This window comes from Mesonia sp. K7 (assembly GCF_003233725.1).
Taxonomy (GTDB): domain Bacteria; phylum Bacteroidota; class Bacteroidia; order Flavobacteriales; family Flavobacteriaceae; genus Mesonia.
On the sequence record NZ_QKQV01000004.1, the window covers coordinates 120,654 to 146,973 of the forward strand.

Below are 26,320 nucleotides of genomic sequence, written 5' to 3' on the forward strand. Positions count from 1 at the left end.
AAAGGGTCTGATTAACAAAAGTTTAACGAACAAACTTTTGTCTGATTTTTGAGTAAGTTATCTCATCAAAATCGGTAATAAGCTGATCGGCCAGGGTATAATCTTGATTTTTTGAATTCGGACTTTTAAACGCTACACAATAAATATTTGCCGATTTTGCAGCTTTTATTCCACTGGTAGAATCTTCTATCACCATGCAATTTTCAACAGGCTCGCTTGCCATTTGAGCTGCTTTTTGGAAGATTTCCGGATGCGGTTTAGAAGCTTTTAAATCGGCACCACTTATTTTTCCGATAAAATATGAATTAAGCTCAAACCTATTAAAAACATTATTTATCGTAAGCATTGATGCTGAAGAAGCCAAAACCAATTTTAACCCATTATCATAGTAGTTTTTGATAAGCGCTCTCACCCCGGGAATCAAATCTAGATCAGGGTCGCTATAAAACAAATCTTTAAAAAATGCTCTTTTAGAATTGACTAAGTCTTCAGGTTGACAAGTTAACTTAAAGTGATCACAAAGTTGCCTGCAAATATTTATAGTTGATTGCCCTGTAAAAGCTTCATACATCTCCGTAGAAACATCGATATTAAAACTTTCAAACATTTTGAAATAAGCTTTTTTGTGTAAAGGTTCGGTGTCTACAATCACACCATCCATATCGAATAAAACTGCTTTGAGCATTTTGGTAAATTTTGCATCGAAGATAAAAATATTATAACAATTTACATGAAATAACATATTCTCATGTATTTAACCAAAATAGTGTTTAATATATTTATTTTCAGTACATTTACAATAATATTATAAATTTTTATACCATGAAAACAAAATATCTTCAACCTGTAGTTTGCATGGTGTTTATATTTTTTATGAGTTTTTTTTCGTTTGCTCAAGAAAACTATAAAACCATACAAGGAAAAGTAGTGAACCAAGAGACTAATTCGCCAGTCGAAGCAGTTCAGGTTCAGCTAAACGACTCTGATTACGCCACAATTACAAACAAAGATGGCGAGTTTACGATTAAAATACCTGCTGAAAAAACCAATTCTGTAATTTCTTTCAACGCCCTAGGTTTTGATAAAAAAGCAATTCACCTTTCTTATTTAAACGAAGAAGAAAATATAATCAAACTCATGAATTCTGCTCGCGAGTTACAAGAAGTAAACCTTTATTTTAAAAGAGATGCAGAAGACATTATCAAAAAATGCTTTGCCAAAAAAGGTGACAACTACATTGATAACCCTGTGCAAATGACTGCTTTTTATCGAGAGACAATAGCCAAAGGAAACAGGAATGTTTCGCTATCTGAAGCCATTGTAAACATCAATAAATCGGGATACAATAGCTCAAATAACGAAGATATCTCGCTGTACAAAGCAAGAAAAAGCACCGACTATGACCGTTTAGATACCTTGGCATTAAAATTTAGAGGTGGACCTTACAGCTCTTTATACCTTGACGTGATGGCTTATCCAGAAAATTTATTTGACGGTAACCAATTTCAAAACTATACTTATACGTTAGATATTCCTACAGAAATCAATAACAGGTTAATTCATAAAGTAAATTTTGAAGAAAACAACAAAGGAAACACTTGGTATTCTGGAAATTTGTATGTAGACGCACAAACATACACGCTGGTAAGAGCAGAATTTCAGCTGAATATTGAAGATCGTAAAAAAGCTGCTAATTTGTTTGTACACCGTAAGCCTGGGAAAGTAAAAGTATATCCTGATTTAGTGGCTTACGAAATCAATTATTTTGAGAAAAACGGCAAATGGTATTACGGCCATGGAAATATTCATCTAGATCTTACGGTAGATTGGAAGAAAAAACTGTTTAACTCGCATTATACCGTTAAAAACGAAATGCTAGTGACCAATTGGGATACTTCTACGGAAATGAAAGGAGAAGCCATCAAACCTTCTATTGTGATGACCGATGATGTTTCTGGTTTTAAAGATGAAAATTTCTGGGGAGAAAACAACATCATAGAGCCTGACAAATCAATTGAAAATGCGATTGAAAAAATAAGAAAAAACCTTCCGAAGTATTAAAACCCTTTCAATTTATATAAAATCCGCCTTTGCCTTAAAGGTGGATTTTTTTTGTGAAATTATTTAGGTTTGGTATTAAAGTTTTGCCAAGCTCTATTGAATTTCACTTTAAGTGAAATACATTTAAACAAAACCTAATTTTTATGAAAAACCTTATCGTTTTAAGCATACTATCTTTCTTATTTTTTGCGTGTAAAGAAAACACAGCGAAAACAGCAACAAATCAGCAAGCTACTCAAGAAAAAAAAGAATCAATACCTATTCCCAAAAAAGAAATCAAACCAAGTTTTGACACCGAGTCGGTTGATGTTTTTGTATTAAACGCAAAAATTCCAGACTTAGGAACAACCGAATATAAATCTGAAAAAACAACCACCCAAAAAGAGATCGAAGGAATGACTTATGACGAAGTTTTTTATCACATAAGTTATGATAATAGGCTTGTTTTAAAAGTTAAACCTTATTACAACACCGAAACTCAAATACATGAAAACAAAGTAAATGAACTCTGGATTGTTGATTCCTTATATAGAAATGATAAAAATGTAGGTGTCGGAACTAAATTAGAAGATTTTACAACCCAATATCCGGATTACAAAATCTGGTTTACTTATGTCTCTGATAGATACATCATACAGAGTGAGCAAAACAATATACAGTATATCTTAAATCCTAATGATTATACAGGAGAAGAGATTATACCCAAAAGTGAAATCACTTCTTTAAAAATTTCCGACTTTAAAGCAGATTCTAAAATAGAAAGTGTAAGGATTTATTAAATAAAAAAGGCTTTGAAAAATCAAAGCCTTTTTTTTTGTAGCGGGAACTGGACTCGAACCAGTGACCTTCGGGTTATGAGCCCGACGAGCTACCTACTGCTCTATCCCGCGCTATTGAGGTGCAAATATACAATATTCTATTAGTTATTTCCAAATTATCTTAAAAGAAAATTAAATCTTATGCAAAGACAAATAATATTGTTTACTTTTAGATAACCACAAAAATTACTAACTTAAAAACTTAAAATTATGATTCGCTGGATTGTTATTTTCTTGATTATTGCGCTTGTCGCAGCTATTTTTGGATTTGGAGGTATTGCCGAAGGAGCCGCAGGAATAGCCAAAATTATTTTTTACATCTTCTTAATTCTTTTAGTAATTTCTTTACTGTCTAGACTTTTTAGAAGATAAAAGTAAAATTATTGACCAAGAGCTTCAGCGTCAAAAGATTGGAGTTCTTGGTTTTTAAATTTCACCGAAATTTGTATTGGGTTGCAACAAACCTCGCAATCTTCGATATAGATCTGAGAAGACGATGTGTCTAATAACATCGATATTTCTTCCCAGCAATAAGGGCATTGAAAAAAATGTTCTATCATGCTTCTAACATTTCGAGTTCTAACTGCTTGTCCTCCCAGTTTTTCATCATTTTTTTGAGTTCTTGTTTTTTAGACTCATAGTTTTTAAAAAACACCTCATCTCCAGAAGTTTGCTCGTAATTATCTGCCAATTGTGTGTCTAACGATTTGAGTTCACTTTCCAACTTATTGATGTTTGCCTCTAAATTACTGATTTTATTTTTTAATGATTTTAGTTTTTTCTGTTCATCATAGGTCAGCTTTCGCGAAATTTTATCCGTAGAAACATTCTTTTTTACTTCCTCTTTCTTTTCAAGTTCCCTAATGTTTTCTACTTTTCTTTCTGCCAAATAACTATCGATATCGCCTAAATACTCTTTGATGCGATGGTCTTTAAATTCATATACCTTATTGGTCAAACCTTGTAAAAAATCACGATCATGCGAAACTAAAATCAAGGTTCCTGTAAAATTATTAAGTGCTTCTTTTAAGACATTTTTCGATTGAATATCGAGATGGTTTGTCGGCTCATCCATCACCAAAACATTAAAAGGTTGTAGTAACATTTTTGCTAAAGCCAAACGGTTACGCTCTCCTCCAGAAAGCACTTTTACATATTTTTCTACTTCGTCTCCACGAAATAAAAACGCTCCTAAAATATCTCTTACTTTGGTACGATTGGTTTCATTTGCCGCATCAATCATGGTGTCGAGTACGGTTTTATTTCCGTCAAGATAATCTGCTTGATTTTGGGCAAAATACCCGATTTGCACATTATGACCCAGCTTTAAACTTCCTTCATGCTCAATTTCATCTACTATAATCTTTGCCAAAGTAGACTTTCCTTGACCGTTTTGTCCTACAAAAGCGGTTTTAGAATTACGTTCAATCAAGAAATCAATGTTTTTTAGCACCTCTTTATTTCCATAACTTTTAGAAACATTTTCGGCTTCGATAACCACTTTACCCGGATTGATTGAAACCGGAAATTGTAATTTCATTACAGCATTGTCTTCTTCATCGACTTCTATTCGGTCTATCCGGTCTAGTTTTTTAACAAGCGATTGCGCCATTGATGCTTTAGAAGCTTTTGCCTTAAATTTTTCGATGAGTTTTTCGGTGTGTTCTATCTCTTTTTGTTGGTTTTTTTGGGTAGCCAATTGTTGCTCTCTTCGTTCTTTTCGCAACACAAGGTATTGTGAGTAAGCTTTATTGTAATCATAAATCCTACCCAACGAAATCTCAATGGTTCTATTGGTCACATTGTCGAGAAACATCTTATCGTGCGAGACAATTACCACACAACCTTGATGGCTTTTTAGAAAATCTTCTAACCAGATAATACTCTCTATATCTAAGTGGTTGGTAGGCTCATCGAGCAGTAATATATCGTTATTTTGAAGCAGGAGTTTAGCCAGTTCAATACGCATTCGCCAACCTCCGGAAAAAGTATCGGTTTTTTTATGGAAATCTTCTCTGCTAAAACCCAAACCTTGTAAAATTCGTTCAGTTTCACCTTGGTAATGGTAACCTCCCAAAATTTCGTATTGGTGTTGCAGTTCATTTACATCAATCATCAATTGATGATAAGCCTCACTTTCGTAATCGGTTCTTTCCGCTAGAGCAGAATTGACTTCCTCTAATTTCGTCTCGATCTTTTTTATTTCCTCAAATGCTTCGTAGGATTCTTCCAAAACCGTTCTTCCCTCCTCAAAATCGATATCTTGTTTTAAAAACCCAATGCTAATATCTTTTTCATAAGCCAACTGCCCAGAATCGGAAGCAATTTCTTTAGAAAGCAATTTGAGCAAGGTAGATTTTCCTGCTCCATTTTTTCCAACCAAACCCACACGATCTCCAGCACCAAGTCTAAACGTGATTTCCTCAAACAAATATTCGCCTTGAAAAGAGATAGATAAATTATGTACGTTAAGCATTAAAAAGTGTTTTTAAATGACTGCAAAGATGCTTAATTTTGCAGTGTAAAACAACGATAATGAGTTTAAAAGGAACCAAAATTTATAGCATTTTGACAGGAGTTTGCCCTATTTGTCACCAAGAAAGTATGTATAAAGAGAAAAATCCATATAAACTCATCCGTATTTTTGATATGAACGAACGCTGTTCTCATTGCAACACTAAATATAAAATTGAGCCCTCTTTTTTCTTTGGTGCTATGTATGTAAGTTATGCCATTGGAGTAGCGATTAGCTTTTGTGTGTTTTTAATTGCTCACTATGGATTTAAAACTTCACTTTTAGGTGCTTTTTGGTCAATCGTGGTTGCTCTTGTTGTTTTAATGCCTATTATCATTCGTCTTTCCAGAAACATCTGGATAAACATCTATCTACATTACGATAAAAACTTTGCTAAAAATCAGTAAAAACGAGCCACATCAAAATCTTTTGGAATACTTTTATTTCTTAAAATAAAATCTACCAAAACACTAGACACTTTTGGAGCAAACAATAAACCACGACTTCCAAAACCGTTACAGACAAATATATTTTTGTGACTTTTATGTGCACCTATAATAGGGTTTCTATCATAAACTGTTGGTCTTTCTCCTGCTTCTTGCTGAACCACTTCAAAAGGAACTTTTAAAACTTCATTCAAAGAATTAACCATTTCTCGTTTGGCTTTTTCTGTAGGCTCTAAATGATGATGATCACGTTCGTAGGTTGCGCCCACTTTATACAAATCGTTTCCTTGCGGAATGATAAAAAAATGATGCTTGACGATTACACCAAGTTCTAAGGCTGGAGATTTTATAGTAATGTACTCGCCTTTATTTCCATTAATAGGCATATTTTGAAAGTAAGGGTTATTTTTAATACTACTTCCCTCACAAAAAACAATATATTTTGCTTTGTAACCTTTATATGCAATACTATTTTCCTTAACCTTTAATTCATCATAAGAAAAATGGTTTTCTTCAAATTGATTTTGCTGTTGAAGCTTTTCTTTATAATTATTTAGAAGCTGAACCGTGTCTATAAGAGCCGTATTTTTAGTTTTTCCAAACTTGTGGACTGTATGTAAGTTTGCAATATTGGGTTCCAAATCATCTTCCATAAAATAATGAAAATTATTCTTTTCTGAAGTCGTTAACCAATCGTTTTGATCTCCAGGGTTTTTTAATACTTTATAGATAGGTTGCTCCTTAAAAGTACGTGCATTTAAATACGAGTCTAAATCTTTGAAAAAAGACTTTGCATTTTCGTAGAGTTCCTGGCCATTATCTAGCATTCGGTAGTAACCTAAATTTATGGGGCTTATAATTCCTCCTGCAACTTTCGTTGCACTTTGATGTTGATTGTTAGCAATCACCAAAAAGGTTTTGTTTGCCTGTTCTAATCGTCTACAAAGTGACAAGCCAGCAATACCAAAACCTAAAATAATAAAGTCTACCTGTTTCATATCATAAAAAAACGCCCTTGTTCAGGGCGTTTTAATTTTATATTGTTTGCAAAGATTAGTAATTCCAAAGATTAGCTTCAAAATCTCTTATTGTCTCTTTGATTCTTTGAGACTCTAACAATTGCATAAGAGTGTTATCTGCTATATAATCATCTACCTCTCGATCTCCATAAACGTTATCCTCTTTTTCGATCACTGCATCAAAACGTCTTGAGTTTAGCAAATGGTCGAATGTGATAGGTACAGCAGAGTTTTGCTCATTAAATACATAGTTGGCATGCATCTGTTTACGAACCTCTGGGTAAAAAACCCAAAACAAATCTACTGGAACTACCTCTAAATCTGGATTCTCTTGTTGTTGTAATTTGTTTTGTGCTGAAACTACAACTGGACATAAAGCCAAAAGTCTCCAACGTAAATCACCTTGTCTCTTATCTACATACCAATATCCACGGATTCTGTAACCAGCAACATCTGCTGGCTTAATTTCTGCCATAGAATAATGCCATTCTTCAACCGCTTCTCCTGCATTTTGAGCCGCTATACCTTCATCGTTTAATACCTTTACAGACAAGTTGGTCTCCAACTGTTCCATAGGATAAGTTTGATGAAAATAAGAATCGTAATACATAGTTACGCTATCTTTTTTGATAGCTTCAATTAAAACCTCAAACAAAGAACGACGTCCTTGACTAACTTTATCTAACGGGAATAGTAATGGAAAGTTTACACGTTGGTTTAAATCAATATACTCCCAAGTTGTCTTAGCCCACATTACATCTCTATCATCAACATATCCGTATGGTAAAGGTTCAGTATTGGCATCGTTTTCTATTTGCGCTTGACTTTTCTTACCAATTTCATCAGGCTTTGTAGCATTTAAGATGTTACTTTGAGCATACATACTTAAAGTAGCAATAAAAGCTAATACTAAAAAACAACTCTTTTTCATAAATATAATATTTTATTAATCTGTCAATTCAATTACTAACGGAGCTACTCTTGGTAACTTATAGCTTGAGTTTCCAGAAATTTTTGCGTTGATATCAAAAATCTGAATCACATCACCACGTTTAGCTGAGTTTAAAGCAGCTTCTGCAGCTCCGTTAAGTCTTGTACCGTTTACTTGTACTACTGGCTTACCAATTACTTGGAATTTAAATCCTGAAACCACTAAATTTAAATCGAAGTCAAAATCTGGAAGCTTTGCGCTTACCGGAGAAACCTGAACAGCTCTTCTTGATAAACGAATAGTACCATCCATACCGTCTTTTGCTCCAATTACACCCACTGGACGTGGAATTTCTTTAATTCTAAATGTTTTACTATCTGAAACAGTTTCACCGTTTGGTAATTCCCCAGAAACGTTAATTTTAACCTCTCTCGCTTTTACATTGGTTACGTCCATCATATAGCTTCCAGCTCCTCCAGATTGTCTTAGACCTGGTGCATTTGCACTTACTACAGGAACACCTGGAATAGAAATCGTCATTGGGTTTTGTACCCCACGATAAACCACGTTCATTTTATCTGCAGAGATAACCGCTGCGTTTGGTTTTGGAATTACTGCATAAGAACTTTCGATAGGAATAGATTTCACTTCACCATCTTCTGTAAACTGAATCTCTCCTTTAAGTTCTCTTTCCCCAACATTTCCTGCTGGAAAATCTAAAACTACTTGACCGTTTTCCATTTTCTCCATTTCAGCACCGTTGATGATAACCTTATCAAACTGAGTGTTTTCATCAACTCTACCTAAAACAACTCTACCAGTAAAATTCTCACCGTTAAAGAATGCTGTTTTATCAGCAATAACGATAGCTTTATAGTTTGTTAAAGAAACTTGACTCCCTAAGTTACCTTGGAACATTGCTGACAAGACCTCGCTTTCAGTAGACTTAATATCAGACTGCATTTTAGTCAATTTAGTAAGTGACGCAATTAAAGGGAAACCTACAAAATGATAGTTGATGTAATCTCTTTTTACCTTTTCACCGTCAACAATATCTTCAGTAGAAAACTTCTCCTCTAACTGTTTCTTTTGAACGGGAAATTGATCACCCATTTCTGCAGCTACTTTCGTTCTATAGTCTTTAATTTTGTTTAGAAACTCTTGTCCCTCTGGTGAAACTTTACCTCCTCTGTAGAAAAGTTCATCAAAGTAATCTCCTTTATCCATAGATTCGTAATCTCTCTTATCATCCATTTCAGCTGTCGCTTCATTTTTAAGATTTTCGATATATGAATATAATTCATTTGAAGCTGCACTAATTTTTTTAGCCTTTTCTTGTAAAGGAACATATTGCTTAGGTTGTTCAGCCGCTTTTTCAGCTAAGCCTGCCATAAAAGCATTGTTTCTATCAGTAGCTGTTCTATTGTGCTGCTCAAAACTTTCGTTAAACGTACCAAAAGCAGTTAATACTTCTTTAGACATATTTAGTGCCATCATTGCGATGAATACCAAATACATTAAGTTAATCATCTTCTGCCTTGGTGATAATTTGCCTCCTGCCATATTTATCTAATTTTTTTGTTAAGTTAAAATTGTAAATATTATGCGTTTGGACGCATAGCAGTTAACATACCTCCGTAAACATTGTTTAAGCTAGATAAATTAGTAGCTAAGTTTTGCATTTCAGACTGAAGTTTTGATGCATTTTCTGCAACAGCTTGATTCGCTTCTGCTTGTCTGCTTGCAGACTCTAATTGTACTTTATACAAGTTGTTTAAAGATTCCATTTGTGCAGCTGCCAAAGTCATTTCTTCGCTGTATTTCTTTTGAGAAGTAATCGCATCTACGGTAGGTGACATGTTCTTAGCAGCACCTTCAAAGTTTCTGATACTATCACCTAAACTGCTCATTAATTCACCATCTATTTTCGCTTCTTTAAGCATGTTATCTAGTTTTTTAGATAATAAGCCTTCTGCTTCTTGAGCTTCTTTGATGTTTTTTCTTGAAGCTTCTCCACCAGCTAATTCTGGATAAACAAGAGACCAGTCTAATTCGTCATCTGCAGGTTCGAACGCAGAATACGCAAATACTAATGCTTCTACAATAAGACCTGCAATAAGCATAGGGTTTGCAAATGGCCAGTGCATAATTTTAAATAAAGCTCCTAAAATTACTACTGCTGCTCCAAGACCATATACCATATTGGTCAATTTCTTTGCTGATTTTGATTTTGCCATAATTAATTTAATTTAAGTTTTAGTTGTTTAAGTTTATTTAATTTGAGTTAAGTTTTTAATTTTTATTATCTCGCACCTCCACCTTGAGCGAAATCGAAATCTTCTCCAGGTGCATCTTGTACTGTTCTAAAGCCAATATAGCTTCTCGCAGAATCTGAATATTCGTAATCTCTGGTGCTAACTTGTAAGTAATATTCTACATCTTTCCAGGATCCACCACGAGTAACTTTACGTTTATTGTTTTTGTCGTTTACGTTAGGGTTCATCGAAGAATAGAACTCATACGATGAAGCATCGTAAGAAGAATCCACCCATTCTGCAACGTTACCTGACATATTATAAAGGTTAAAATTATTTGCTTCATAAGCATCGGCTTCAACCGTGTATAATGCCTGATCTGCCGCATAATCACCTCGCAAAGGTTTAAAGTTTGCCAAAAAGCAAGCTCTATCGTTCATTGCGTAAGGACCTCCCCAAGGAAAAGTTCCTGACTCTAAACCACCTCTTGCTGCATATTCCCATTCTGCCTCAATAGGTAAACGATACATATTTACTCTATGCTGACCTTTTTCTGTTTTATAGCCATTATGTAACAGTGTTCTCCAATCACAAAAAGCTTTTGCTTGTTTCCAACTCACACCAACCACTGGGTACTCATCATAAGCCGAGTGCCAGAAATAGTCATTATGCATCGGAACATTATAAGAATAATGGAAATCTTTAATCCAAACAGTTGTATCTGGATAAACCGCTACTTGATCTTCTTTTATAAAATCAGAACGATTACCTTGAGCTCTTGCCGCTTCTTCTATGTCTAAGTATTTAAAACTGTATACAAACTTAGTAACATCCATCAAACGCATACCATTATATGATTGGTCGTTTGGAAGATAAAATTCATCCATTACATATACGTAAGACTCATCTGGATATTCATCTTTTTCCCAAATGATGTCTACATCCCAGTTGATACCTTGCTGGTTGGGATCGTAATGCTTAGAGTACTGTTGATAAGGAGTTTGCGTTTGTTGATTATTACCTCCTTGAGCAGTAGCAGAGCCTTTGAAAGCAAAATCAGCAATAGAACCATTGTTACCTCCAGCACTTCCACCACCTGATAATTCTGCCTCTTCTCCTAGACGTTGACGGATTACAGAATCCCTCGTCCAGTGAACAAATTGACGGTACTCAGAATTGGTAATTTCGGTCTCATCCATGTAAAATGAATTTACCGTAACGGTTTTGGTAGGAGCATCGTCTACTCCTGCCATATCGTCGTCTGATTTACCCATGATAAAAGCACCTCCTGGAACTAAACTCATTCCGTAAGGTTTTTCTGCGTGCCATTTTTTACCTTTTACTCCTACTAATTGCCCATTGGTATTACCTCCACAACTAGCTAAAAAAGCAGATATTACTAGAATAGCAAAAATTTTTCTCATAACTTATATTAAGGTTAAGATGATCTTTTTAATTATAAGGGCGTAAACCTATCTAAATATTTCCTAAAAAACAATAATTTTTTAAAAAAAAGTTAAAATTTAGAAAACATCTACACTTCATTTTTCCTTTGCGCTTTCCACCAGCGCTCTGGAATATTTTGATTACAAGCATCTAAATAATCTTGATGCGTACAAGGCAATAACGTGGTTTTATCTAAATTATTGTTAAAACCATTAAAAATTGAAATTTCTATCCACCAACGACCAGAAATCTCGCTTTTGTAAAATGTTAAAACCTCATCTTCTATAAGGACCTTGTACTTTATAAAATCTTTTTGAGCTTGAAGAGTATTTTCATTTTTTCGATAAGCTACTCCCTCTAAAAAGTACCATAAAATTTGGGCAACCAACATAATACTATTTTCTGAGTTTTGCAAATTTTCTAGATGATATAAACCAAAACTAGATAATTGGTCACTTATGCCTGCATATCTTGCAATTCTACAGATTTCTCTGTTGGTAAAACCATTTGGGTTTCCGATGGTATTCTTTTCTTGAAAAGATTCTATGGTATTGATATCGATAGCTACAATATCGGCATTTCTAAAAATGGGCTCTGTTTTTTCGATGTTGGAAGTGGCTTCTCCAAGTCTTATTGCATCAAAATACAATTTCTCTAAGAGATCTATTTCTTCTTGCGAATTATAAAACGTTTGATAACCTACATTAGAATAGTTATATAAGTTATAGGGTTGATTAATGACCATTTTCCCTACGTATGAGGATGATGAAATTGGTGCCTCGGTATTCCCTAAGTCAAACTTGGTGTCTACGTTTACATAATTAATCATTTTACCAAAATCGTCGTAAGCTCGGTAATTGGCATAAACCAAATCTTGACTTCCTCCTAATATAATAGGTATGATTTTGTTTTTAACCAATTCGGCAACAATAGACTTTAAAGCAAAATAAGTATCTTCTACAGAATTTCCTGGGTGGATATTTCCTAAATCTGCAACTTGAAAACCCCAGTTTCCTGCATACAATTGATAAAATTTTTGCCTGATTTCCTGAAAAGGATAGGCATCATAACCTGACTGAAGGTTACTTCTTCTATTCTCTAAAACTCCTAAAACAGCAACTTTTATACTCGATAAATCTGGGAACTTTTCTTGTGTATGGATTTGAATTTGATTTCCCAACAGATTTTTATCTTGAAGAAAAGTCTCATCAAACTCAATATTTATCGGGTGAAGAAAATCGGTCCACATAGGTTACTTTTTCTTTTTGGTCGTTGTTTTTTTTGTGGTTTTCTTTTTAGCAGTCTTCTTTTTTGGTGATTTTTTCTCGATGAGTTCTTTCACCTCTTCCAACGTAAGTTGAGAAGCATCTACAGTTTTCGGTAGTTCAATCTTTATTTTTCCTTTGGTAATCTTACTTCTTCCCCAACGTGCTTTTTCTACTTTTATCCCTTCGTCTTTCCAATGATGAATCACCTTATCAATCTCCTTTTGCTTCTTATCCTCAATCAGTTCTTCGATATCATCGTTAGATAAGTTATCAAAATCATACTTTTTATTCACATTTATAAAAATGCCATTCCATTTGATAAAAGGCCCAAATCTACCTACGCCTTTTTGCACGTCGTGTCCTTCATAATTATAGATAGGAGCATCGGCTTTTTCTTTGGCTGCGATCAGTTCCATAGCGCGATCTAAGTCTACGTCAAGCGGATTTTCACCTTTTTCTAGCGAAACAAACTTTTTTCCGTAACGCACATAAGGCCCGTAACGTCCATTATTTACCTCAACACTTTCTCCTTTATACTCACCTAAGGCTTTTGGGAGTTTAAACAAGTCTAGAGCTTCTTCAAAAGTAATCGTGTTTAGTGATTGATCTTCCATCAGGCTCGCAAAAAGTGGCTTTTCTTCATCGTCGACCGTACCAATTTGCACCATCGGACCAAATTTTCCTAACCTTACGCTCACTTGCCTTCCTGTATTCGGGTCGGTTCCTAAAATGCGCTCACCAACTTCCCGCTCTGCATTTTCGGCAACATCTTCTACCCGTGGGTGAAAATCTTTATAGAAATCGCTCATCATTTGTGTCCACTTTTCATTTCCTTCGGCAATGTCGTCAAAATCTTGCTCTACCTTGGCGGTGAAATTATAATCGAGAATACTACTAAAGTGTTGCACCAAAAAGTCGTTGACCACCATTCCTATATCGGTTGGCATCAATTTTCCTTTGTCGGCTCCAACAGTTTCCGTTAAGGTTTTTTCAGAAATTTTATCTGCTTCCAAAGTAAATTTAAGATATTTCCTTTCTTGACCCTCCAAACTTCCTTTCTCTATATAGTTTCTATTCTGAATGGTAGAAATGGTTGGTGCATACGTAGAAGGTCGACCAATACCCAATTCTTCCAACTGTTTTACCAGCGAAGCTTCCGTATATCTTGAAGGTTGCCTTGTGTATCTTTCTGTCGCTGTGATGTATTGGTTTTGCAAATCGTCACCTATTTTCATCGTTGGCAACAAACCTGCTTGCTCTTCGTCTTCTTCGTCTTTTCCTTCTAGGTAAACTTTTAAAAACCCATCAAACTTGAGCATTTCACCATTTGCCGTAAATTCTGTCGTATGTTTATCTGCTTTTACTTTGACATTGGTTCTTTCTAATTGCGCATCACTCATTTGCGAAGCAATCGCACGTTTCCAGATCAGCTCATACAACCGCTGTTGATCGTATTCTACATTGATCGATTGATTTTCGAAATTGGTCGGACGAATAGCTTCGTGTGCTTCCTGTGCTCCTTTACTTTTTCCTTTGTAATTTCTGGCTTTGTGGTATTTTTCGCCGTAAGCGGAAATAATCTCTTGCTGCGCTCCGCTTTTTGCCTCATCTGAAAGGTTCACACTATCGGTTCTCATATAGGTAATGTGCCCCGCCTCGTACAAACGTTGCGCCATTGTCATCGTTTTACTCACCGAAAAATAAAGTTTTCTTGCCGCTTCTTGTTGTAAAGTAGAAGTGGTAAATGGCGGCGCAGGTGACTTTTTCGCAGGCTTTTTGGTTAAATCGGCTACTTCAAAATTAGCTCCTATATTTTCTTTTAAGAAATTCTCAGCTTCAGCTTTGGTGTCGAAGTTTTTAGGCAATTTTGCTTTAAAGCTTTTACCCTTTTCCGTTAGAAATTCGGCATCTATACGGTAGAAAACCTGTGGTTTGAAATCTTGTATTTCGCGTTCGCGTTCTACAATCAAACGTACCGACACCGATTGAACACGACCAGCCGATAATCCTCCTTTTACTTTTCGCCATAAAACTGGTGAAAGCTCATAACCCACCAAACGGTCTAAGACTCGTCTCGCTTGTTGTGCGTTGACCAGATTATAGTCTATTTCACGAGGGTTTTCAATCGCTTTAAGGATGGCTTTTTTGGTGATTTCATGAAAAACAATACGCTTGGTTTTGTTTTTATCTAACTTTAAGACTTCTGCCAAATGCCATGCAATCGCTTCTCCTTCACGGTCTTCATCACTCGCCAACCAAACGGTATCCGCTTTATCGGCAAGGCTTTTTAATTTTTTAACGACATCTTTCTTGTCTTTACTTACAATATATTTTGGCTTAAAATCTTTCTCAACATCAACTCCCAATTCTTTTGCCGGTAAATCTGCCACGTGCCCAAAACTAGATTCCACCTGGTATTCTTTTCCTAAAAATTTCTCGATGGTTTTAGCCTTTGCAGGTGACTCTACGATTACTAAATTTTTTGCCATAATTGTATTTTGTATGATTGCAAAAGTATATGATTTTTTTTATTTCGTTTTTTGGAAGCCATGAAAAGTTTTATGACCATCTTAAATTAGAGCATTTGTTTTATAATAATAGACTACAAAACTTTAAATTAGTCTTTTATTTTAAATCATTCATTAATGAGATTATTTTTTCTTTTATTGATACTTATTTCGTGCAAACAAAACAACAAACATCTCAGCGAATTAGAAAAAGAACATATAATAGTTTACGCTGATTATAGTAAGTGTAGCGATAACCAGGTTTTTTATTTGTTTGATGAATCAAATAATATTTTAGATTCTTTAGATTCATCTCTATCAGATCAAGAAGTAAGAATTCTAAGTCAAAACCCTAAAAGGATGTATATTAGTCCCTCTAAAGGTTTAGAAAAATTCAAAACTTTTTATTTTGATAAAGGCGAAAATAAATTAGCAATAGATTGCAAAAAAGATATTGACTCTGTTAAAATCATTGGTTCTAAAATTAATGAAGAATACGAAAGCCTTCATAACCATAATTATGGTATAAATAAAGCTTTGCTATACAACTATGAATTAATACGCATCAATAACCAGCTCATTCAAAATTCATATTTTAAAAAAGATAGCATTCAGTTAATAATTGATAAATTAAAATCAGAACAAGAGATAATATTAGAAAAATATCTTCTATCTGAACTAGATTTCTTTGAAGGTAAAACAAGTTCTTATTTGTTTGTTGATCACTTAAGCCTTCTTATTTCAAGATCGTATGCAAAAAAACATATAGATAGAATAACCTCTATTTACAAAAACCTAACTCCAGATATTAAAAATACCGATAAAGGAAAATTACTAAAAGAAAGAATAGATGTTTTTTATAAAAGCAATGTTGGAAGCAATATATCAAACATTACCCTTAATGATATTTCAAAAAAACCAATAAATTTTAATAACCTAAAAGGAAAATACTTGTTGATAGATTTTTGGGCTTCTTGGTGTGTTCCTTGTATTCAAGATTTTCCTTTCTTAAAGAATTTAAAAAAAGCCCATAAAGAGAATCTTAATGTGATATCTATTTCAATAGATAAAGATATTACCTCATGGGAAAAAGCGATTAAAAAACATCAAATTGATGGCTTTATACACATTTCATTGGCACAAAACCAAGCTTTAAGAGTAGCTGAGAGAACTTTTTCAGTAACGGGTATTCCTGTGAAAATATTAGTAAATCCTGAAGGAGTTATTATTGGGCGATGGAGAGGTTATGATACTGGTCATCATCTTGAAATCAAAAAGCTAATTCAATAATTGTAATTAATCATTGCGGTTTCTATAATTAGAAATACAACAGAATTCTACTTCATACAAAGAAAACTTTGCTTTATTATTTAACACGCTGTCAGTTTGTCATATACTTTATTTCTTGGTATATTTGCAGTTCTAATTTTTAAGCATATTTGGATTTATGGAGAAGGTGATTGAAGAAAGTAAACAAGGTACATCGCTTGTTCTGGAGGGAAATACAATCAACACCAAAAAACTTTTTATCGAAAGTTATGGTTGCCAAATGAATTTTAGCGATAGTGAGATTGTAGCTTCCATTCTTGCCAAAGAAGGTTTTAACACTACTCAAAACATAGAAGATGCCGATTTGGTTTTGGTCAACACGTGTTCTATCCGTGACAAAGCCGAACAAACCGTGCGTAAACGTCTCGAAAAATACAACGCTGTTAAAAGAATCAACCCAAAAATGAAAGTGGGTGTTCTCGGCTGTATGGCAGAACGTTTAAAGAGCAAGTTTTTAGAAGAAGAAAAAATTGTAGATCTCGTCGTAGGCCCAGATGCCTACAAAGATTTACCCAACTTGATCGAAGAAGTAGACGAAGGCCGAGATGCGATTAATGTGATTTTATCGAAAGAAGAAACTTACGGCGATATCTCTCCGGTGCGCTTACAATCGAATGGAGTGACTGCTTTTGTTTCTATCACTAGAGGTTGTGACAATATGTGTACCTTTTGCGTAGTACCTTTCACCAGAGGACGCGAACGAAGTCGTGACCCACAAAGTATTGTTGAAGAAATAAATGATTTAGCCAATAAAGGTTTTAAAGAAGTTACTTTACTTGGGCAAAATGTTGATAGCTACCTTTGGTATGGTGGTGGCCTGAAAAAAGATTTTGATAAAGCCAGCGAAATGCAAAAAGCTACTGCTGTAAATTTTGCAGGATTGCTTGATATGGTTGCCAAAGCACAACCAAAAATGCGTTTTAGATTTTCGACTTCCAATCCGCAAGATATGACGCTTGATGTGATTGAAGTGATGGCAAAGCATCAGAACATTTGTAAATACATTCACTTGCCAGTACAAAGTGGTAGCGATAGGATTCTTCAGAAAATGAATCGTTTGCATACCAGAGCAGAATATTTTGAGTTGATTGACAACATCAGAAAACTAATTCCAGATTGTGCTATTTCGCAAGATATGATTGCTGGTTTTCCAACAGAAACCGAAGAAGACCATCAAGACACGCTTTCGCTGATGGAATATGTAAAGTATGATTTCGGATTTATGTTTGCTTATTCTGAAAGACCAGGAACAATGGCAGGCAGAAAGTTTGAAGATGACGTACCTGAAAAAGTAAAAAAGAGAAGGTTACAAGAGATTATTCAGCTACAGCAAAAACATTCTCTGTATCGTACTGAAGAGCATTTAGGAAAAACAGAAGAGGTTTTAATCGAAAAAGAATCCAAAAAATCTGATTCACACTGGAGTGGAAGAAACACTCAAAACACAATGGTAGTTTTCCCGAAAGAAAATTATAAAGTAGGTGATTTTGTAAATGTAAAAATTACTGACTGCACCAGTGCAACTTTAATTGGCGAAGCTGTGGGATATTCAGATAACAATTAATATGGTATGGAAAGCATACAAGCAACCAAACAACGTTTCGGAATTATTGGTAACGACCCAAGACTAAACCGGGCTATCGAAAAAGCGATACAAGTAGCTCCCACCGATATTTCGGTGTTGGTCACTGGTGAAAGTGGTGTCGGGAAAGAGAGTATTCCTAAAATCATCCATTCGTTATCACATCGTAAACACGGTAAATATATCGCTGTAAACTGCGGAGCTATCCCAGAAGGAACAATAGACAGTGAGCTTTTTGGTCACGAAAAAGGAGCTTTTACAGGAGCTACTCAGACACGTAGCGGTTATTTTGAAGTTGCCGATGGCGGAACTATATTTTTGGACGAAGTAGGCGAATTGCCTTTGACCACACAAGTACGTTTGTTGCGGGTTTTAGAAAATGGCGAATTTATAAAAGTAGGTTCGTCACAAGTGCAAAAAACCAATGTGCGTATTGTTGCAGCTACCAATGTCAATATGTTTGACGCTATAAAAAAAGAGAAATTTAGAGAAGATTTGTATTACCGTTTAAGCACGGTAGAAATCAACCTTCCACCTTTAAGAGAAAGAAAAGATGACATTCATTTGTTGTTTCGAAAGTTTGCATCCGATTTTGCTCTAAAATATAAGATGCCAGCGATAAAACTCAACGAAGAAGCTACACAAATGCTATTGAGTTACCGTTGGTCGGGAAACATTAGACAGCTTCGAAATATAGCCGAACAAATTTCGGTATTAGAACAAAACAGAACGATTACACCGCAAACCCTTCGCTCCTATTTACCTAACCAGAGTAGTAATTTGCCTGCCGTAATCGAAAGTAAAAAGCAAGACAGCGATTTTAGCAATGAGCGTGAGATTTTGTACAAAGTTCTGTTCGATATGAAAAATGACCTCAACGACTTGAAAAAACTTACGTTGGAATTGATGCAAAACGGCAGCGAAAAAGTAAAAAGTGACAACGAAACACTCATCAATAAGATTTACGGTAACAGTTCCGATAAAGACTATGAAGAGCAAGAAGAAGAGGAAGACGAATTAGAAATTTTACAAATTTCGCATTCGCAGCAGCAAGAAGAAATAAAAGAGGACAAATACGCTTTTGCGGAAGAAATCGAAGAAGAAGAAACCCTTTCTTTGCAAGAAAAAGAAATTGAGCTTATCAAAAAATCTTTGGAACGCCATAACGGCAAACGAAAAGCGGCAGCAGACGAACTTGGGATTAGCGAACGTACATTATACCGAAAAATAAAACAATACGATTTATAATGAAAAACCTCTTTAAATTATTTACAATTGTTTGTTTTTTTTCGCTTTCAAGCTGCGGTATTTATTCACTTTCTAATGCTGAAGTTGGTGACGCGCAAACCTTTCAGGTAGAGTTTTTCAGAAATACGGCAAGCATTATAGAGCCTGGTATCGACAGGCAGTTTACCAATGACCTCCAGGATTTAATACAAAACCAGACCAATCTAGGTCTAACTACTTCCAACGGCGACTTGATTTACGAAGGTGAGATTACACAATATTACATTGCCCCGATGACCGCCACGAGCGATAGTAGAGCGGCACAAAACCGTTTAACAATCGCTATAAATGTTAGGTTTACCAACACGCTTGACCCTGAAAAGGATTTTGAAAGATCGTTTACCTTTTATTACGATTACGATGCCAATTTACAAATGGTTGGCTCAACGTTAGACACGGCTCTCGAAGAAATTTATACTCGAATCACCCAAGATATTTTTAACGCTTCACTCACCAACTGGTAAATGGAAAAAGAAGAATACATCGCAAAAACAGCAAATTTAGAAACGGTAAATCACAACGATTTGCACGAACTCGATTTGCTCTTGGCGAAGTATCCTTATTTTCAGTCGGCAAGAGCCATGCGACTCAAACTTCTCAAAAACACCAACAGTTTTGAGTATAATTTTGAACTTAAAAGAACAGCTGCTTACACAAGTGATCGTACTGTTTTATTTGATTTTATCACTTCCGTGGAATTTGACCAAAACCAGCTTTCGCAGGAAATAAAAGCAAGAGAAACCGAAGAAGCAAGTTTTGCAGCAAAACAAAATTCCGCTGTAAGCGAAAAGCCAACTCATAACTTCGAAATGGAAGATCACGAAGTGAATCAAGTTTTAGATCCAGAACTTTTTCAAACGAAGAGCAATGAAACTGAAATCGAAGATGAAGATAAAATTGAACTCGAAAGAAGTGAATTAGAAATAGGAAAACCTTTAGAGTTTGATCAAACCGAGACACATTCCTTTACCGAATGGCTCAAACTTACCTCGATGAAACCGATAGTGAGAGAAAAATCGGAAAAAGAGCAAAATTTTGAGCTCATCGATAAGTTCATCAAAGAGAATCCAAAAATTAATCCTTCTAAAGAAAACAGCCCAACAGTTCCTGTTTTAGAACCAAGTTCAACCAACTTGATGACCGAAACTTTGGCAAGAGTTTACTTGGAACAAAAAAAATATGACAAAGCTATACAAGCTTATAAAATATTAATTTTGAAATATCCAGAAAAAAGTAGTTTATTTGCAAACCAAATTCGAGCAATCGAAAATTTAAAAGAATAAAATAATCAACAATATGTTTACAGTATTTTTAATAGCAATCGTTTTAGTAGCCTTTTTATTGGTGGTTGTAATTATGGTGCAAAACCCAAAAGGTGGCGGATTGTCATCTTCTTTTGGTGGTGGAGGTACACAGCAATTAGGAGGTGTAAAAAACACCACAGACTTCTTAGACCGTAGTACTTGGGTATTGGCAACCGTGCTTATCGCTTTAGTCCTATTATCAAACGTGGTCATTTTTGGAAGTGGAGACTCTCAAGAATCCAGAATTATGAAAAGTGATGTAGAAACTTCTACTCCTGCAACCAATGCTACTGACAACCAACTTGTTCCTGAAAGCAACAACGAGAATTAAGAAACGGTTTTATCCTTATACAAATGCCATCTTGTCACCACTTGATGGCATTTTTTTTATTCTGACAGTAAAAACTGGCTTGGCATACTTTTCGAATATAAGCGAGTAAAATAAAAATTAATCATTTAAAATATTTATAACCAATGGCATTAAAATTTAAACCATTAGCCGATAGAGTACTGGTAGAGCCAGTAGCGGCCGAAACCCAAACCGCTTCAGGAATTTATATTCCAGATTCAGCAAAAGAAAAACCTCAACAAGGTAATGTAGTTGCAGTAGGAAAAGGAAAAAAAGACCACGAAATGACGGTTAAAAAAGGAGACGCCGTTCTTTACGGAAAATTTTCGGGAACCGAATTAAAACTAGATGGAAAAGATTATTTAATTATGAGAGAAGATGAAATTTTAGGGATTTTATAAGTCCTTTTTTTCATTTAAAATCATTTCTAAAAAACATAAAAAATAAAAATCATTATGGCAAAAGATATAAAATTTGACACACAAGCAAGAAATGGCATCAAAAAAGGTGTTGATGCTTTAGCTAATGCAGTAAAAGTAACTTTAGGCCCAAAAGGCCGTAACGTTATCATCAGCAAATCTTTTGGTGCACCCGTAGTCACTAAAGATGGTGTAAGTGTTGCAAAAGAAATAGAATTAAAAGATGCCCTTGAAAACATGGGAGCACAAATGGTAAAAGAAGTCGCCTCAAAAACCAACGACTTGGCTGGTGACGGAACTACCACCGCAACTGTTTTAGCGCAAGCTATTGTTTCTGAAGGATTGAAAAACGTAGCTGCTGGTGCCAACCCAATGGATTTAAAGAGAGGTATCGACAAAGCCGTAGAAGCTATTACTAAAGATTTAGCAAAACAAACCAAAGAAGTAGGAAGTTCTTCTGAGCAAATCAAACAAGTTGCTTCTATTTCTGCCAACAACGATGACGTGATTGGTGATTTAATCGCTCAAGCATTTAGCAAAGTTGGTAAAGAAGGGGTAATTACGGTAGAAGAAGCAAAAGGAACAGACACTTACGTGGAAGTTGTAGAAGGGATGCAGTTTGACAGAGGTTATTTATCACCTTATTTTGTGACCGATAGTGAAAAGATGACTACCGACTTAGACAATCCATACATCTTGATCTACGATAAGAAGATTTCTACCATGAAAGATTTGATGCCGGTATTAGAACCAGTAGCACAAAGTGGTAAACCATTATTGATTATCGCTGAAGATGTAGATGGAGAAGCTTTAGCTACTTTGGTCGTTAACAAATTGAGAGGTTCTCTTAAAATTGCTGCGGTAAAAGCACCTGGTTTTGGTGACCGTAGAAAAGCAATGTTAGAAGATATTGCTATCTTAACTAACGGAACCGTAATTTCTGAGGAAAGAGGTTTTACTTTAGAAAACGCAAGCATCGATATGTTGGGTACCGCAGAAAAAGTATCTATCGATAAAGACAATACCACGATTGTAAACGGTGCTGGAAACGATAAAGACATCAAGGCTAGAATCAATCAGATTAAAGCTCAAATCGAAAGTACAACTTCAGATTACGACAAAGAAAAATTACAAGAGCGTTTGGCTAAACTTTCTGGTGGTGTGGCTGTTCTTTATGTAGGTGCTGCTTCTGAAGTGGAAATGAAAGAAAAGAAAGACCGCGTTGATGATGCTTTACATGCAACAAGAGCTGCCGTAGAAGAAGGTATTGTTGCCGGCGGTGGTGTTGCCCTAGTACGTGCAAAAGCTGTTTTAGCAAAGCTAAAAGGTGAAAACAACGACGAAGAAACAGGTATCCAGATTGTTAATAAAGCGATCGAATCTCCGCTAAGAACCATCGTAGAAAATGCTGGTGGTGAAGGTTCTGTAGTCATCAATAAAGTCTTGGAAGGTAAAAAAGACTTTGGCTACGATGCCAAAACCGAGCAGTATGTAGATATGCTAAAAGCAGGAATTATCGATCCGAAAAAAGTAACTAGAGTAGCTTTAGAAAATGCAGCTTCAGTTTCGGGTATGATTTTAACGACAGAATGTGCCTTAATCGATCTTCCTGAAGAAGAAAAAGGTGGAGGTGGAATGCCAGCTGGAATGGGTGGCGGAATGCCAGGAATGATGTAATCACTCAAGCACTTTATAAAATAAAAAATCCGCTTTTACAGCGGATTTTTTTATGCTTTATGATGTCAGTACCTTTCTGAAAAAAAAATTATTTCGCTTCGCTTTTAATGACCATTACGTCATAACAAGTGAATGTCATGAGCGAAGTTATCTCATTTTGAAAGACTGCTTTTTCTCGCAATGACGTTTAATTCAAGTTAATCTTTTTGTCTTTCGGGAATTTTACCACATAGGAGAACTGTCTTTCTTGTTTTCCGTTAGCAGATAGGTTCACTTTCCAGGTGAGAATGCCGGTGTCTTTTTTATAATCTGCATTACCTACTTCTACATCGTCTACTTCTATTTCTTTGTTTTGAGAAATCGGAACTCTATCGACCATCGTGACTTCCACAGGAATATTCTTATTATTTTTCAGCGTAAGCTTATAGGTTTTATTAACGATTCTGGTATTTCCGAAGAAGGATTTATCTTTGAGATCGTTGACTTCTTCACGTTCGACAACCAAACTCGGATCTTCGCCTAACGAAACCACAAAATCTTCTTCTACACTAAACGGATCGATAAAAGTTTTACCAGCGTAATTTCCGTTGAAGTAAATTTTGGCTTCCCCTGGCAACAAATCGAAGTTTTCCCACTCTTCTAGTTTTGCGGTTAAATACACTTTCTGTTGTAACACGGGTGCCGAAAAATATTCGTAATCGGCTGCAATGTTAAACTCATCTATGGTAATACTTGTGTTTTCTTTAGACGAATATATACTGTATTTTTTTGTGATGTTAAATAGCTTATGCGTCATATTATCGGCTTTGGTAACTTCGGGTTGTCTTACCACAGCTTCCTCTCTCATTTCCCCAGCATCATCAGCTTCTAATCTAACACCTGCAACTTTCCCTTGTAAAGCTTGCTCTACACTACCATTCATATAACCATAACTATAGTATTGTATAAAATTTAAGTATAGAGGCGTTAAATCTGGTTTTTGGCTGTTGAGATTTGGGTTTCCGGTAGAGAGTGTTACCGAGACATTTTCCCAATCGTTTCCTGTGTTTTGAAAAACATTGGCTTTGTAATGAAATGAAAGCGGTTGGTTCGTATTATCGGTTTTGATATCGTAAGTTGGATACCAACCCGCGTTTCTCACATTATAACTGATTTCGAGATTGAGATTACTATTTCTCTCTGCATCTAAGGTCAAGAAAATTTCGCCACGACGCTCGTTTCTCTCGTTCTTAAGTTTATTAAACTCCTGGGTAATATCATTTACTTCCTGACTCAACTCATTGATTTCTTGATTGAGATCGTAAATTTCGTTTTGTATTTCAGCAATTCGCCTTCTGTAATATTCCGCGTAAGCGTTAAGTTGTTCTATCGTTACATTTTCATGTTCGTTATTTACTTTTTTGTTTTCTTTCAATAAAGATTCTTCTTCGCGCAAAGCAGTAACTTTATTACGGAACATGGCCAAAGCTCTGTTTCTTTCTAAGTAAATTTTTTCTATTTTATCATATTCGGCTTGGTTGATTTTCTTCTCTAGGTAGTTAATTTCAAATTTTATGGAATTGATGGTAACATCATTCAAACCGCTTATCTGAATACTGTTTGGATCTATTTCTGGTGACAATCCGCTAATTTTCACCAAAGAAACACCTTGCGGAAGTGAGACTTCCGAAACACCAGAAATCTGTGCTCCTTTTAGAAAAACGGTCACTTCTTTAATCTTGAAGTTAGGAGAAATCTCGTTCGCAAAAATAAAAAATGGGGAAAGTAAAAAGAGTAAAAATTTTGTTCTCATTATTAAAATGGTTTTGTTTTTATTTTACTAAACAAAAACAAAGCCAAAAAGAAACAAGCAAAAAAAAGCGGCTCTTAGGAAACCGCTTTTAATTTTTTTATTTCTACTTTATTGAGTGCTTTTTCAGCGTATGCTTTTGTTATTTTGAGCTCTTTTTCGCCACTGTCTGGCATTTCGAACATCGCATCTGTAAGAATCGCCTCACACAATGAGCGTAAACCCCTTGCTCCCAATTTGTACTCGATGGCTTTTTCTACAATGTATTCTAAGGCTCCTTCGGTAATAGAAAACTCAATGTCATCCATCGCAAAAAGCTTGGTGTATTGTTTGACCAATGAGTTTTTAGGTTCTGTTAGAATAGCCCTTAGAGTCTTCGAATCCAATGGATTGAGGTAACTTAAAACAGGCAGGCGACCGATAATTTCTGGTATTAACCCAAAGTCTTTTAAATCTTTTGGGATGATATATTTTAAAATATTATCCTTTTCGTAATCGTCTTCAATTTTAGAAGCACTATAACCTACCGCTTGAAAGTTGAGCCGTTTTGCAATCGCTTTTTCAATTCCATCGAAAGCTCCACCAGCGATAAATAAAATGTTTTCGGTATTTACCTCGACAAATTTTTGGTCGGGATGCTTTCTTCCTCCTTTTGGTGGAACATTTACAGTCGTTCCTTCCAATAGTTTCAATAAGGCTTGCTGTACACCTTCACCACTTACATCCCTTGTAATAGAAGGGTTGTCGCTCTTTCGGGCAATTTTATCGATCTCATCGATAAAAACAATGCCTTGCTGTGCTTTATCGACATTGTAATCTGCCGCTTGTAATAGGCGAGTCAAAATACTTTCTACATCTTCACCTACATAGCCTGCTTCAGTAAGTACGGTAGCATCGACAATTGCCAACGGAACATTTAGCATTTTTGCAATGGTTTTTGCCAGCAATGTTTTTCCTGTTCCGGTTTGACCTACCAAAATGATGTTACTTTTCTGAATTTCGATATCGTCTTGCTCATCATCTTTGGTTTGCAATAACCTTTTATAGTGGTTATAAACAGCTACTGATAGTACTTTTTTGGTATATTCTTGACCAATCACATACTGGTCTAAGAAATCTTTTATTGCTTTGGGCTTTTTTAGTTTAAATTCAGATTTAAGCTCTATTGCTCCTTCTTGCTTCGATTCTTCAATCACAATACCGTGAGCTTGTTCGATACAACGATCACAAATATGCGCATCTAATCCTGCAATTAACAGATTAGTCTCCGGCTTTTTGCGACCACAAAACGAACATACTAAATCGTCTTTTGCCATAA

Annotated in this window: 24 protein-coding genes and 1 tRNA gene; 12 read left to right on the plus strand and 13 right to left on the minus strand. The window is 35.3% G+C overall.

The window, feature by feature from the left end:
• Positions 1-22: 22 nt before the first annotated feature.
• On the minus strand, positions 23-685 hold the full coding sequence (locus DNG35_RS04435) for an HAD family phosphatase (protein WP_111126644.1): 663 nt from the start codon (positions 683-685) through the stop codon (positions 23-25).
• Between the two features lie 137 nt (positions 686-822).
• On the opposite strand from DNG35_RS04435, the gene DNG35_RS04440 reads away from it, so the two are divergent.
• Together DNG35_RS04440 and DNG35_RS04445 are read left to right on the plus strand one after the other, a co-directional pair.
• Positions 823-2,061 (plus strand): carboxypeptidase-like regulatory domain-containing protein, encoded by a 1,239-nt coding sequence (locus tag DNG35_RS04440; RefSeq protein ID WP_111126546.1) that lies wholly within the window; start codon positions 823-825, stop codon positions 2,059-2,061.
• 143 nt (positions 2,062-2,204) lie between these two features.
• Positions 2,205-2,840: a hypothetical protein gene (locus DNG35_RS04445; RefSeq protein WP_111126547.1), complete on the plus strand. Its 636-nt coding sequence runs from the start codon at positions 2,205-2,207 to the stop codon at positions 2,838-2,840.
• A gap of 38 nt (positions 2,841-2,878) precedes the next feature.
• On the opposite strand, the gene DNG35_RS04450 is transcribed toward DNG35_RS04445, so the two are convergent.
• Positions 2,879-2,951 (minus strand) — tRNA-Met (locus DNG35_RS04450).
• A gap of 138 nt (positions 2,952-3,089) precedes the next feature.
• On the opposite strand from DNG35_RS04450, the gene DNG35_RS04455 reads away from it, so the two are divergent.
• Positions 3,090-3,251: a DUF1328 domain-containing protein gene (locus DNG35_RS04455; protein WP_111126548.1), complete on the plus strand. Its 162-nt coding sequence runs from the start codon at positions 3,090-3,092 to the stop codon at positions 3,249-3,251.
• Between the two features lie 8 nt (positions 3,252-3,259).
• Here DNG35_RS04455 and DNG35_RS04460 read toward each other — a convergent pair whose 3' ends face one another.
• Positions 3,260-3,439, minus strand: a complete 180-nt coding sequence (locus tag DNG35_RS04460) for a CPXCG motif-containing cysteine-rich protein (RefSeq protein ID WP_111126549.1) — start codon at positions 3,437-3,439, stop codon at positions 3,260-3,262.
• The gene (locus tag DNG35_RS04465; protein WP_111126550.1) at positions 3,436-5,355 is read right to left on the minus strand and encodes an ABC-F family ATP-binding cassette domain-containing protein; all 1,920 of its coding nucleotides are present in this window, start codon (positions 5,353-5,355) and stop codon (positions 3,436-3,438) included. Before DNG35_RS04465 ends, DNG35_RS04460 begins: the two co-directional genes overlap by 4 nt.
• A gap of 59 nt (positions 5,356-5,414) precedes the next feature.
• Between DNG35_RS04465 and DNG35_RS04470 the strand changes: the two genes are divergently transcribed.
• Positions 5,415-5,801 (plus strand): DUF983 domain-containing protein, encoded by a 387-nt coding sequence (locus DNG35_RS04470; RefSeq protein WP_111126551.1) that lies wholly within the window; start codon positions 5,415-5,417, stop codon positions 5,799-5,801.
• On the opposite strand, the gene DNG35_RS04475 is transcribed toward DNG35_RS04470, so the two are convergent.
• The 7 genes from DNG35_RS04475 to topA form a co-directional block, all read right to left on the minus strand.
• Positions 5,795-6,838, minus strand: a complete 1,044-nt coding sequence (locus DNG35_RS04475) for an FAD-binding oxidoreductase (protein WP_111126552.1) — start codon at positions 6,836-6,838, stop codon at positions 5,795-5,797. The two genes, DNG35_RS04470 and DNG35_RS04475, sit on opposite strands and share 7 nt — an antisense overlap.
• 55 nt (positions 6,839-6,893) lie before the next feature.
• Positions 6,894-7,790 carry a gliding motility protein GldN gene (gene gldN / locus DNG35_RS04480; protein WP_111126553.1) on the minus strand — a complete coding sequence of 299 codons (897 nt, stop codon included), beginning with the start codon at positions 7,788-7,790 and terminating at the stop codon, positions 6,894-6,896.
• A 15-nt stretch (positions 7,791-7,805) separates the two neighbouring features.
• On the minus strand, positions 7,806-9,353 hold the full coding sequence (gene gldM / locus DNG35_RS04485) for a gliding motility protein GldM (RefSeq protein ID WP_111126554.1): 1,548 nt from the start codon (positions 9,351-9,353) through the stop codon (positions 7,806-7,808).
• Positions 9,354-9,391: 38 nt separating this feature from the next.
• On the minus strand, positions 9,392-10,027 hold the full coding sequence (gene gldL / locus DNG35_RS04490) for a gliding motility protein GldL (RefSeq protein ID WP_111126555.1): 636 nt from the start codon (positions 10,025-10,027) through the stop codon (positions 9,392-9,394).
• A 65-nt stretch (positions 10,028-10,092) separates the two neighbouring features.
• Positions 10,093-11,469 (minus strand): gliding motility lipoprotein GldK, encoded by a 1,377-nt coding sequence (gene gldK / locus DNG35_RS04495; protein WP_111126556.1) that lies wholly within the window; start codon positions 11,467-11,469, stop codon positions 10,093-10,095.
• A gap of 110 nt (positions 11,470-11,579) precedes the next feature.
• The gene (locus DNG35_RS04500) at positions 11,580-12,740 is read right to left on the minus strand and encodes a formimidoylglutamase (protein WP_111126557.1); all 1,161 of its coding nucleotides are present in this window, start codon (positions 12,738-12,740) and stop codon (positions 11,580-11,582) included.
• Positions 12,741-12,743: 3 nt separating this feature from the next.
• Positions 12,744-15,248, minus strand: coding sequence for a type I DNA topoisomerase (gene topA / locus DNG35_RS04505; protein WP_111126558.1), 2,505 nt, complete (start codon positions 15,246-15,248; stop codon positions 12,744-12,746).
• A gap of 156 nt (positions 15,249-15,404) precedes the next feature.
• Here topA and DNG35_RS04510 point away from each other — a divergent pair, with 156 nt between their 5' ends.
• The 8 genes from DNG35_RS04510 to groL all read left to right on the plus strand — a co-directional run bounded on the left by DNG35_RS04510 (position 15,405) and on the right by groL (position 23,213).
• The gene (locus DNG35_RS04510; protein ID WP_111126559.1) at positions 15,405-16,556 is read left to right on the plus strand and encodes a TlpA disulfide reductase family protein; all 1,152 of its coding nucleotides are present in this window, start codon (positions 15,405-15,407) and stop codon (positions 16,554-16,556) included.
• Positions 16,557-16,713: 157 nt separating this feature from the next.
• Positions 16,714-18,159: a tRNA (N6-isopentenyl adenosine(37)-C2)-methylthiotransferase MiaB gene (gene miaB, locus DNG35_RS04515; RefSeq protein ID WP_111126560.1), complete on the plus strand. Its 1,446-nt coding sequence runs from the start codon at positions 16,714-16,716 to the stop codon at positions 18,157-18,159.
• Positions 18,160-18,165: 6 nt separating this feature from the next.
• On the plus strand, positions 18,166-19,425 hold the full coding sequence (locus tag DNG35_RS04520; protein ID WP_111126561.1) for a sigma-54-dependent Fis family transcriptional regulator: 1,260 nt from the start codon (positions 18,166-18,168) through the stop codon (positions 19,423-19,425).
• Complete coding sequence (locus DNG35_RS04525) at positions 19,425-19,928, plus strand: LptE family protein (RefSeq protein WP_111126562.1); 504 nt, start codon at positions 19,425-19,427, stop codon at positions 19,926-19,928. The genes DNG35_RS04520 and DNG35_RS04525 overlap by 1 nt, the downstream gene beginning before the upstream one ends.
• Complete coding sequence (locus tag DNG35_RS04530) at positions 19,929-20,747, plus strand: tetratricopeptide repeat protein (protein ID WP_111126563.1); 819 nt, start codon at positions 19,929-19,931, stop codon at positions 20,745-20,747. It abuts the gene before it with no gap.
• A 13-nt stretch (positions 20,748-20,760) separates the two neighbouring features.
• Positions 20,761-21,099 (plus strand): preprotein translocase subunit SecG, encoded by a 339-nt coding sequence (gene secG, locus DNG35_RS04535; protein ID WP_111126564.1) that lies wholly within the window; start codon positions 20,761-20,763, stop codon positions 21,097-21,099.
• Positions 21,100-21,242: 143 nt separating this feature from the next.
• Positions 21,243-21,518 carry a co-chaperone GroES gene (gene groES, locus DNG35_RS04540; protein WP_111126565.1) on the plus strand — a complete coding sequence of 92 codons (276 nt, stop codon included), beginning with the start codon at positions 21,243-21,245 and terminating at the stop codon, positions 21,516-21,518.
• 54 nt (positions 21,519-21,572) lie between these two features.
• Positions 21,573-23,213, plus strand: coding sequence for a chaperonin GroEL (gene groL, locus DNG35_RS04545; protein WP_111126566.1), 1,641 nt, complete (start codon positions 21,573-21,575; stop codon positions 23,211-23,213).
• Between the two features lie 187 nt (positions 23,214-23,400).
• On the opposite strand, the gene DNG35_RS04550 is transcribed toward groL, so the two are convergent.
• Positions 23,401-25,005, minus strand: coding sequence for a DUF4139 domain-containing protein (locus DNG35_RS04550; RefSeq protein WP_111126567.1), 1,605 nt, complete (start codon positions 25,003-25,005; stop codon positions 23,401-23,403).
• A gap of 74 nt (positions 25,006-25,079) precedes the next feature.
• The gene (gene clpX, locus DNG35_RS04555; RefSeq protein ID WP_111126568.1) at positions 25,080-26,318 is read right to left on the minus strand and encodes an ATP-dependent Clp protease ATP-binding subunit ClpX; all 1,239 of its coding nucleotides are present in this window, start codon (positions 26,316-26,318) and stop codon (positions 25,080-25,082) included.
• Positions 26,319-26,320: the final 2 nt, after the last annotated feature.

What these genes read in the sequence shown, in the direction of transcription:
- DNG35_RS04435 (WP_111126644.1), bottom strand. Translation starts at nt 685, where the DNA reads ATGCTCAAAGCAGTTTTATTCGATATGGATGGTGTGATTGTAGACACC.
- DNG35_RS04440 (WP_111126546.1), top strand. Translation starts at nt 823, where the DNA reads ATGAAAACAAAATATCTTCAACCTGTAGTTTGCATGGTGTTTATATTT.
- DNG35_RS04445 (WP_111126547.1), top strand. Translation starts at nt 2,205, where the DNA reads ATGAAAAACCTTATCGTTTTAAGCATACTATCTTTCTTATTTTTTGCG.
- DNG35_RS04455 (WP_111126548.1), top strand. Translation starts at nt 3,090, where the DNA reads ATGATTCGCTGGATTGTTATTTTCTTGATTATTGCGCTTGTCGCAGCT.
- DNG35_RS04460 (WP_111126549.1), bottom strand. Translation starts at nt 3,439, where the DNA reads ATGATAGAACATTTTTTTCAATGCCCTTATTGCTGGGAAGAAATATCG.
- DNG35_RS04465 (WP_111126550.1), bottom strand. Translation starts at nt 5,355, where the DNA reads ATGCTTAACGTACATAATTTATCTATCTCTTTTCAAGGCGAATATTTG.
- DNG35_RS04470 (WP_111126551.1), top strand. Translation starts at nt 5,415, where the DNA reads ATGAGTTTAAAAGGAACCAAAATTTATAGCATTTTGACAGGAGTTTGC.
- DNG35_RS04475 (WP_111126552.1), bottom strand. Translation starts at nt 6,838, where the DNA reads ATGAAACAGGTAGACTTTATTATTTTAGGTTTTGGTATTGCTGGCTTG.
- gldN (WP_111126553.1), bottom strand. Translation starts at nt 7,790, where the DNA reads ATGAAAAAGAGTTGTTTTTTAGTATTAGCTTTTATTGCTACTTTAAGT.
- gldM (WP_111126554.1), bottom strand. Translation starts at nt 9,353, where the DNA reads ATGGCAGGAGGCAAATTATCACCAAGGCAGAAGATGATTAACTTAATG.
- gldL (WP_111126555.1), bottom strand. Translation starts at nt 10,027, where the DNA reads ATGGCAAAATCAAAATCAGCAAAGAAATTGACCAATATGGTATATGGT.
- gldK (WP_111126556.1), bottom strand. Translation starts at nt 11,469, where the DNA reads ATGAGAAAAATTTTTGCTATTCTAGTAATATCTGCTTTTTTAGCTAGT.
- DNG35_RS04500 (WP_111126557.1), bottom strand. Translation starts at nt 12,740, where the DNA reads ATGTGGACCGATTTTCTTCACCCGATAAATATTGAGTTTGATGAGACT.
- topA (WP_111126558.1), bottom strand. Translation starts at nt 15,248, where the DNA reads ATGGCAAAAAATTTAGTAATCGTAGAGTCACCTGCAAAGGCTAAAACC.
- DNG35_RS04510 (WP_111126559.1), top strand. Translation starts at nt 15,405, where the DNA reads ATGAGATTATTTTTTCTTTTATTGATACTTATTTCGTGCAAACAAAAC.
- miaB (WP_111126560.1), top strand. Translation starts at nt 16,714, where the DNA reads ATGGAGAAGGTGATTGAAGAAAGTAAACAAGGTACATCGCTTGTTCTG.
- DNG35_RS04520 (WP_111126561.1), top strand. Translation starts at nt 18,166, where the DNA reads ATGGAAAGCATACAAGCAACCAAACAACGTTTCGGAATTATTGGTAAC.
- DNG35_RS04525 (WP_111126562.1), top strand. Translation starts at nt 19,425, where the DNA reads ATGAAAAACCTCTTTAAATTATTTACAATTGTTTGTTTTTTTTCGCTT.
- DNG35_RS04530 (WP_111126563.1), top strand. Translation starts at nt 19,929, where the DNA reads ATGGAAAAAGAAGAATACATCGCAAAAACAGCAAATTTAGAAACGGTA.
- secG (WP_111126564.1), top strand. Translation starts at nt 20,761, where the DNA reads ATGTTTACAGTATTTTTAATAGCAATCGTTTTAGTAGCCTTTTTATTG.
- groES (WP_111126565.1), top strand. Translation starts at nt 21,243, where the DNA reads ATGGCATTAAAATTTAAACCATTAGCCGATAGAGTACTGGTAGAGCCA.
- groL (WP_111126566.1), top strand. Translation starts at nt 21,573, where the DNA reads ATGGCAAAAGATATAAAATTTGACACACAAGCAAGAAATGGCATCAAA.
- DNG35_RS04550 (WP_111126567.1), bottom strand. Translation starts at nt 25,005, where the DNA reads ATGAGAACAAAATTTTTACTCTTTTTACTTTCCCCATTTTTTATTTTT.
- clpX (WP_111126568.1), bottom strand. Translation starts at nt 26,318, where the DNA reads ATGGCAAAAGACGATTTAGTATGTTCGTTTTGTGGTCGCAAAAAGCCG.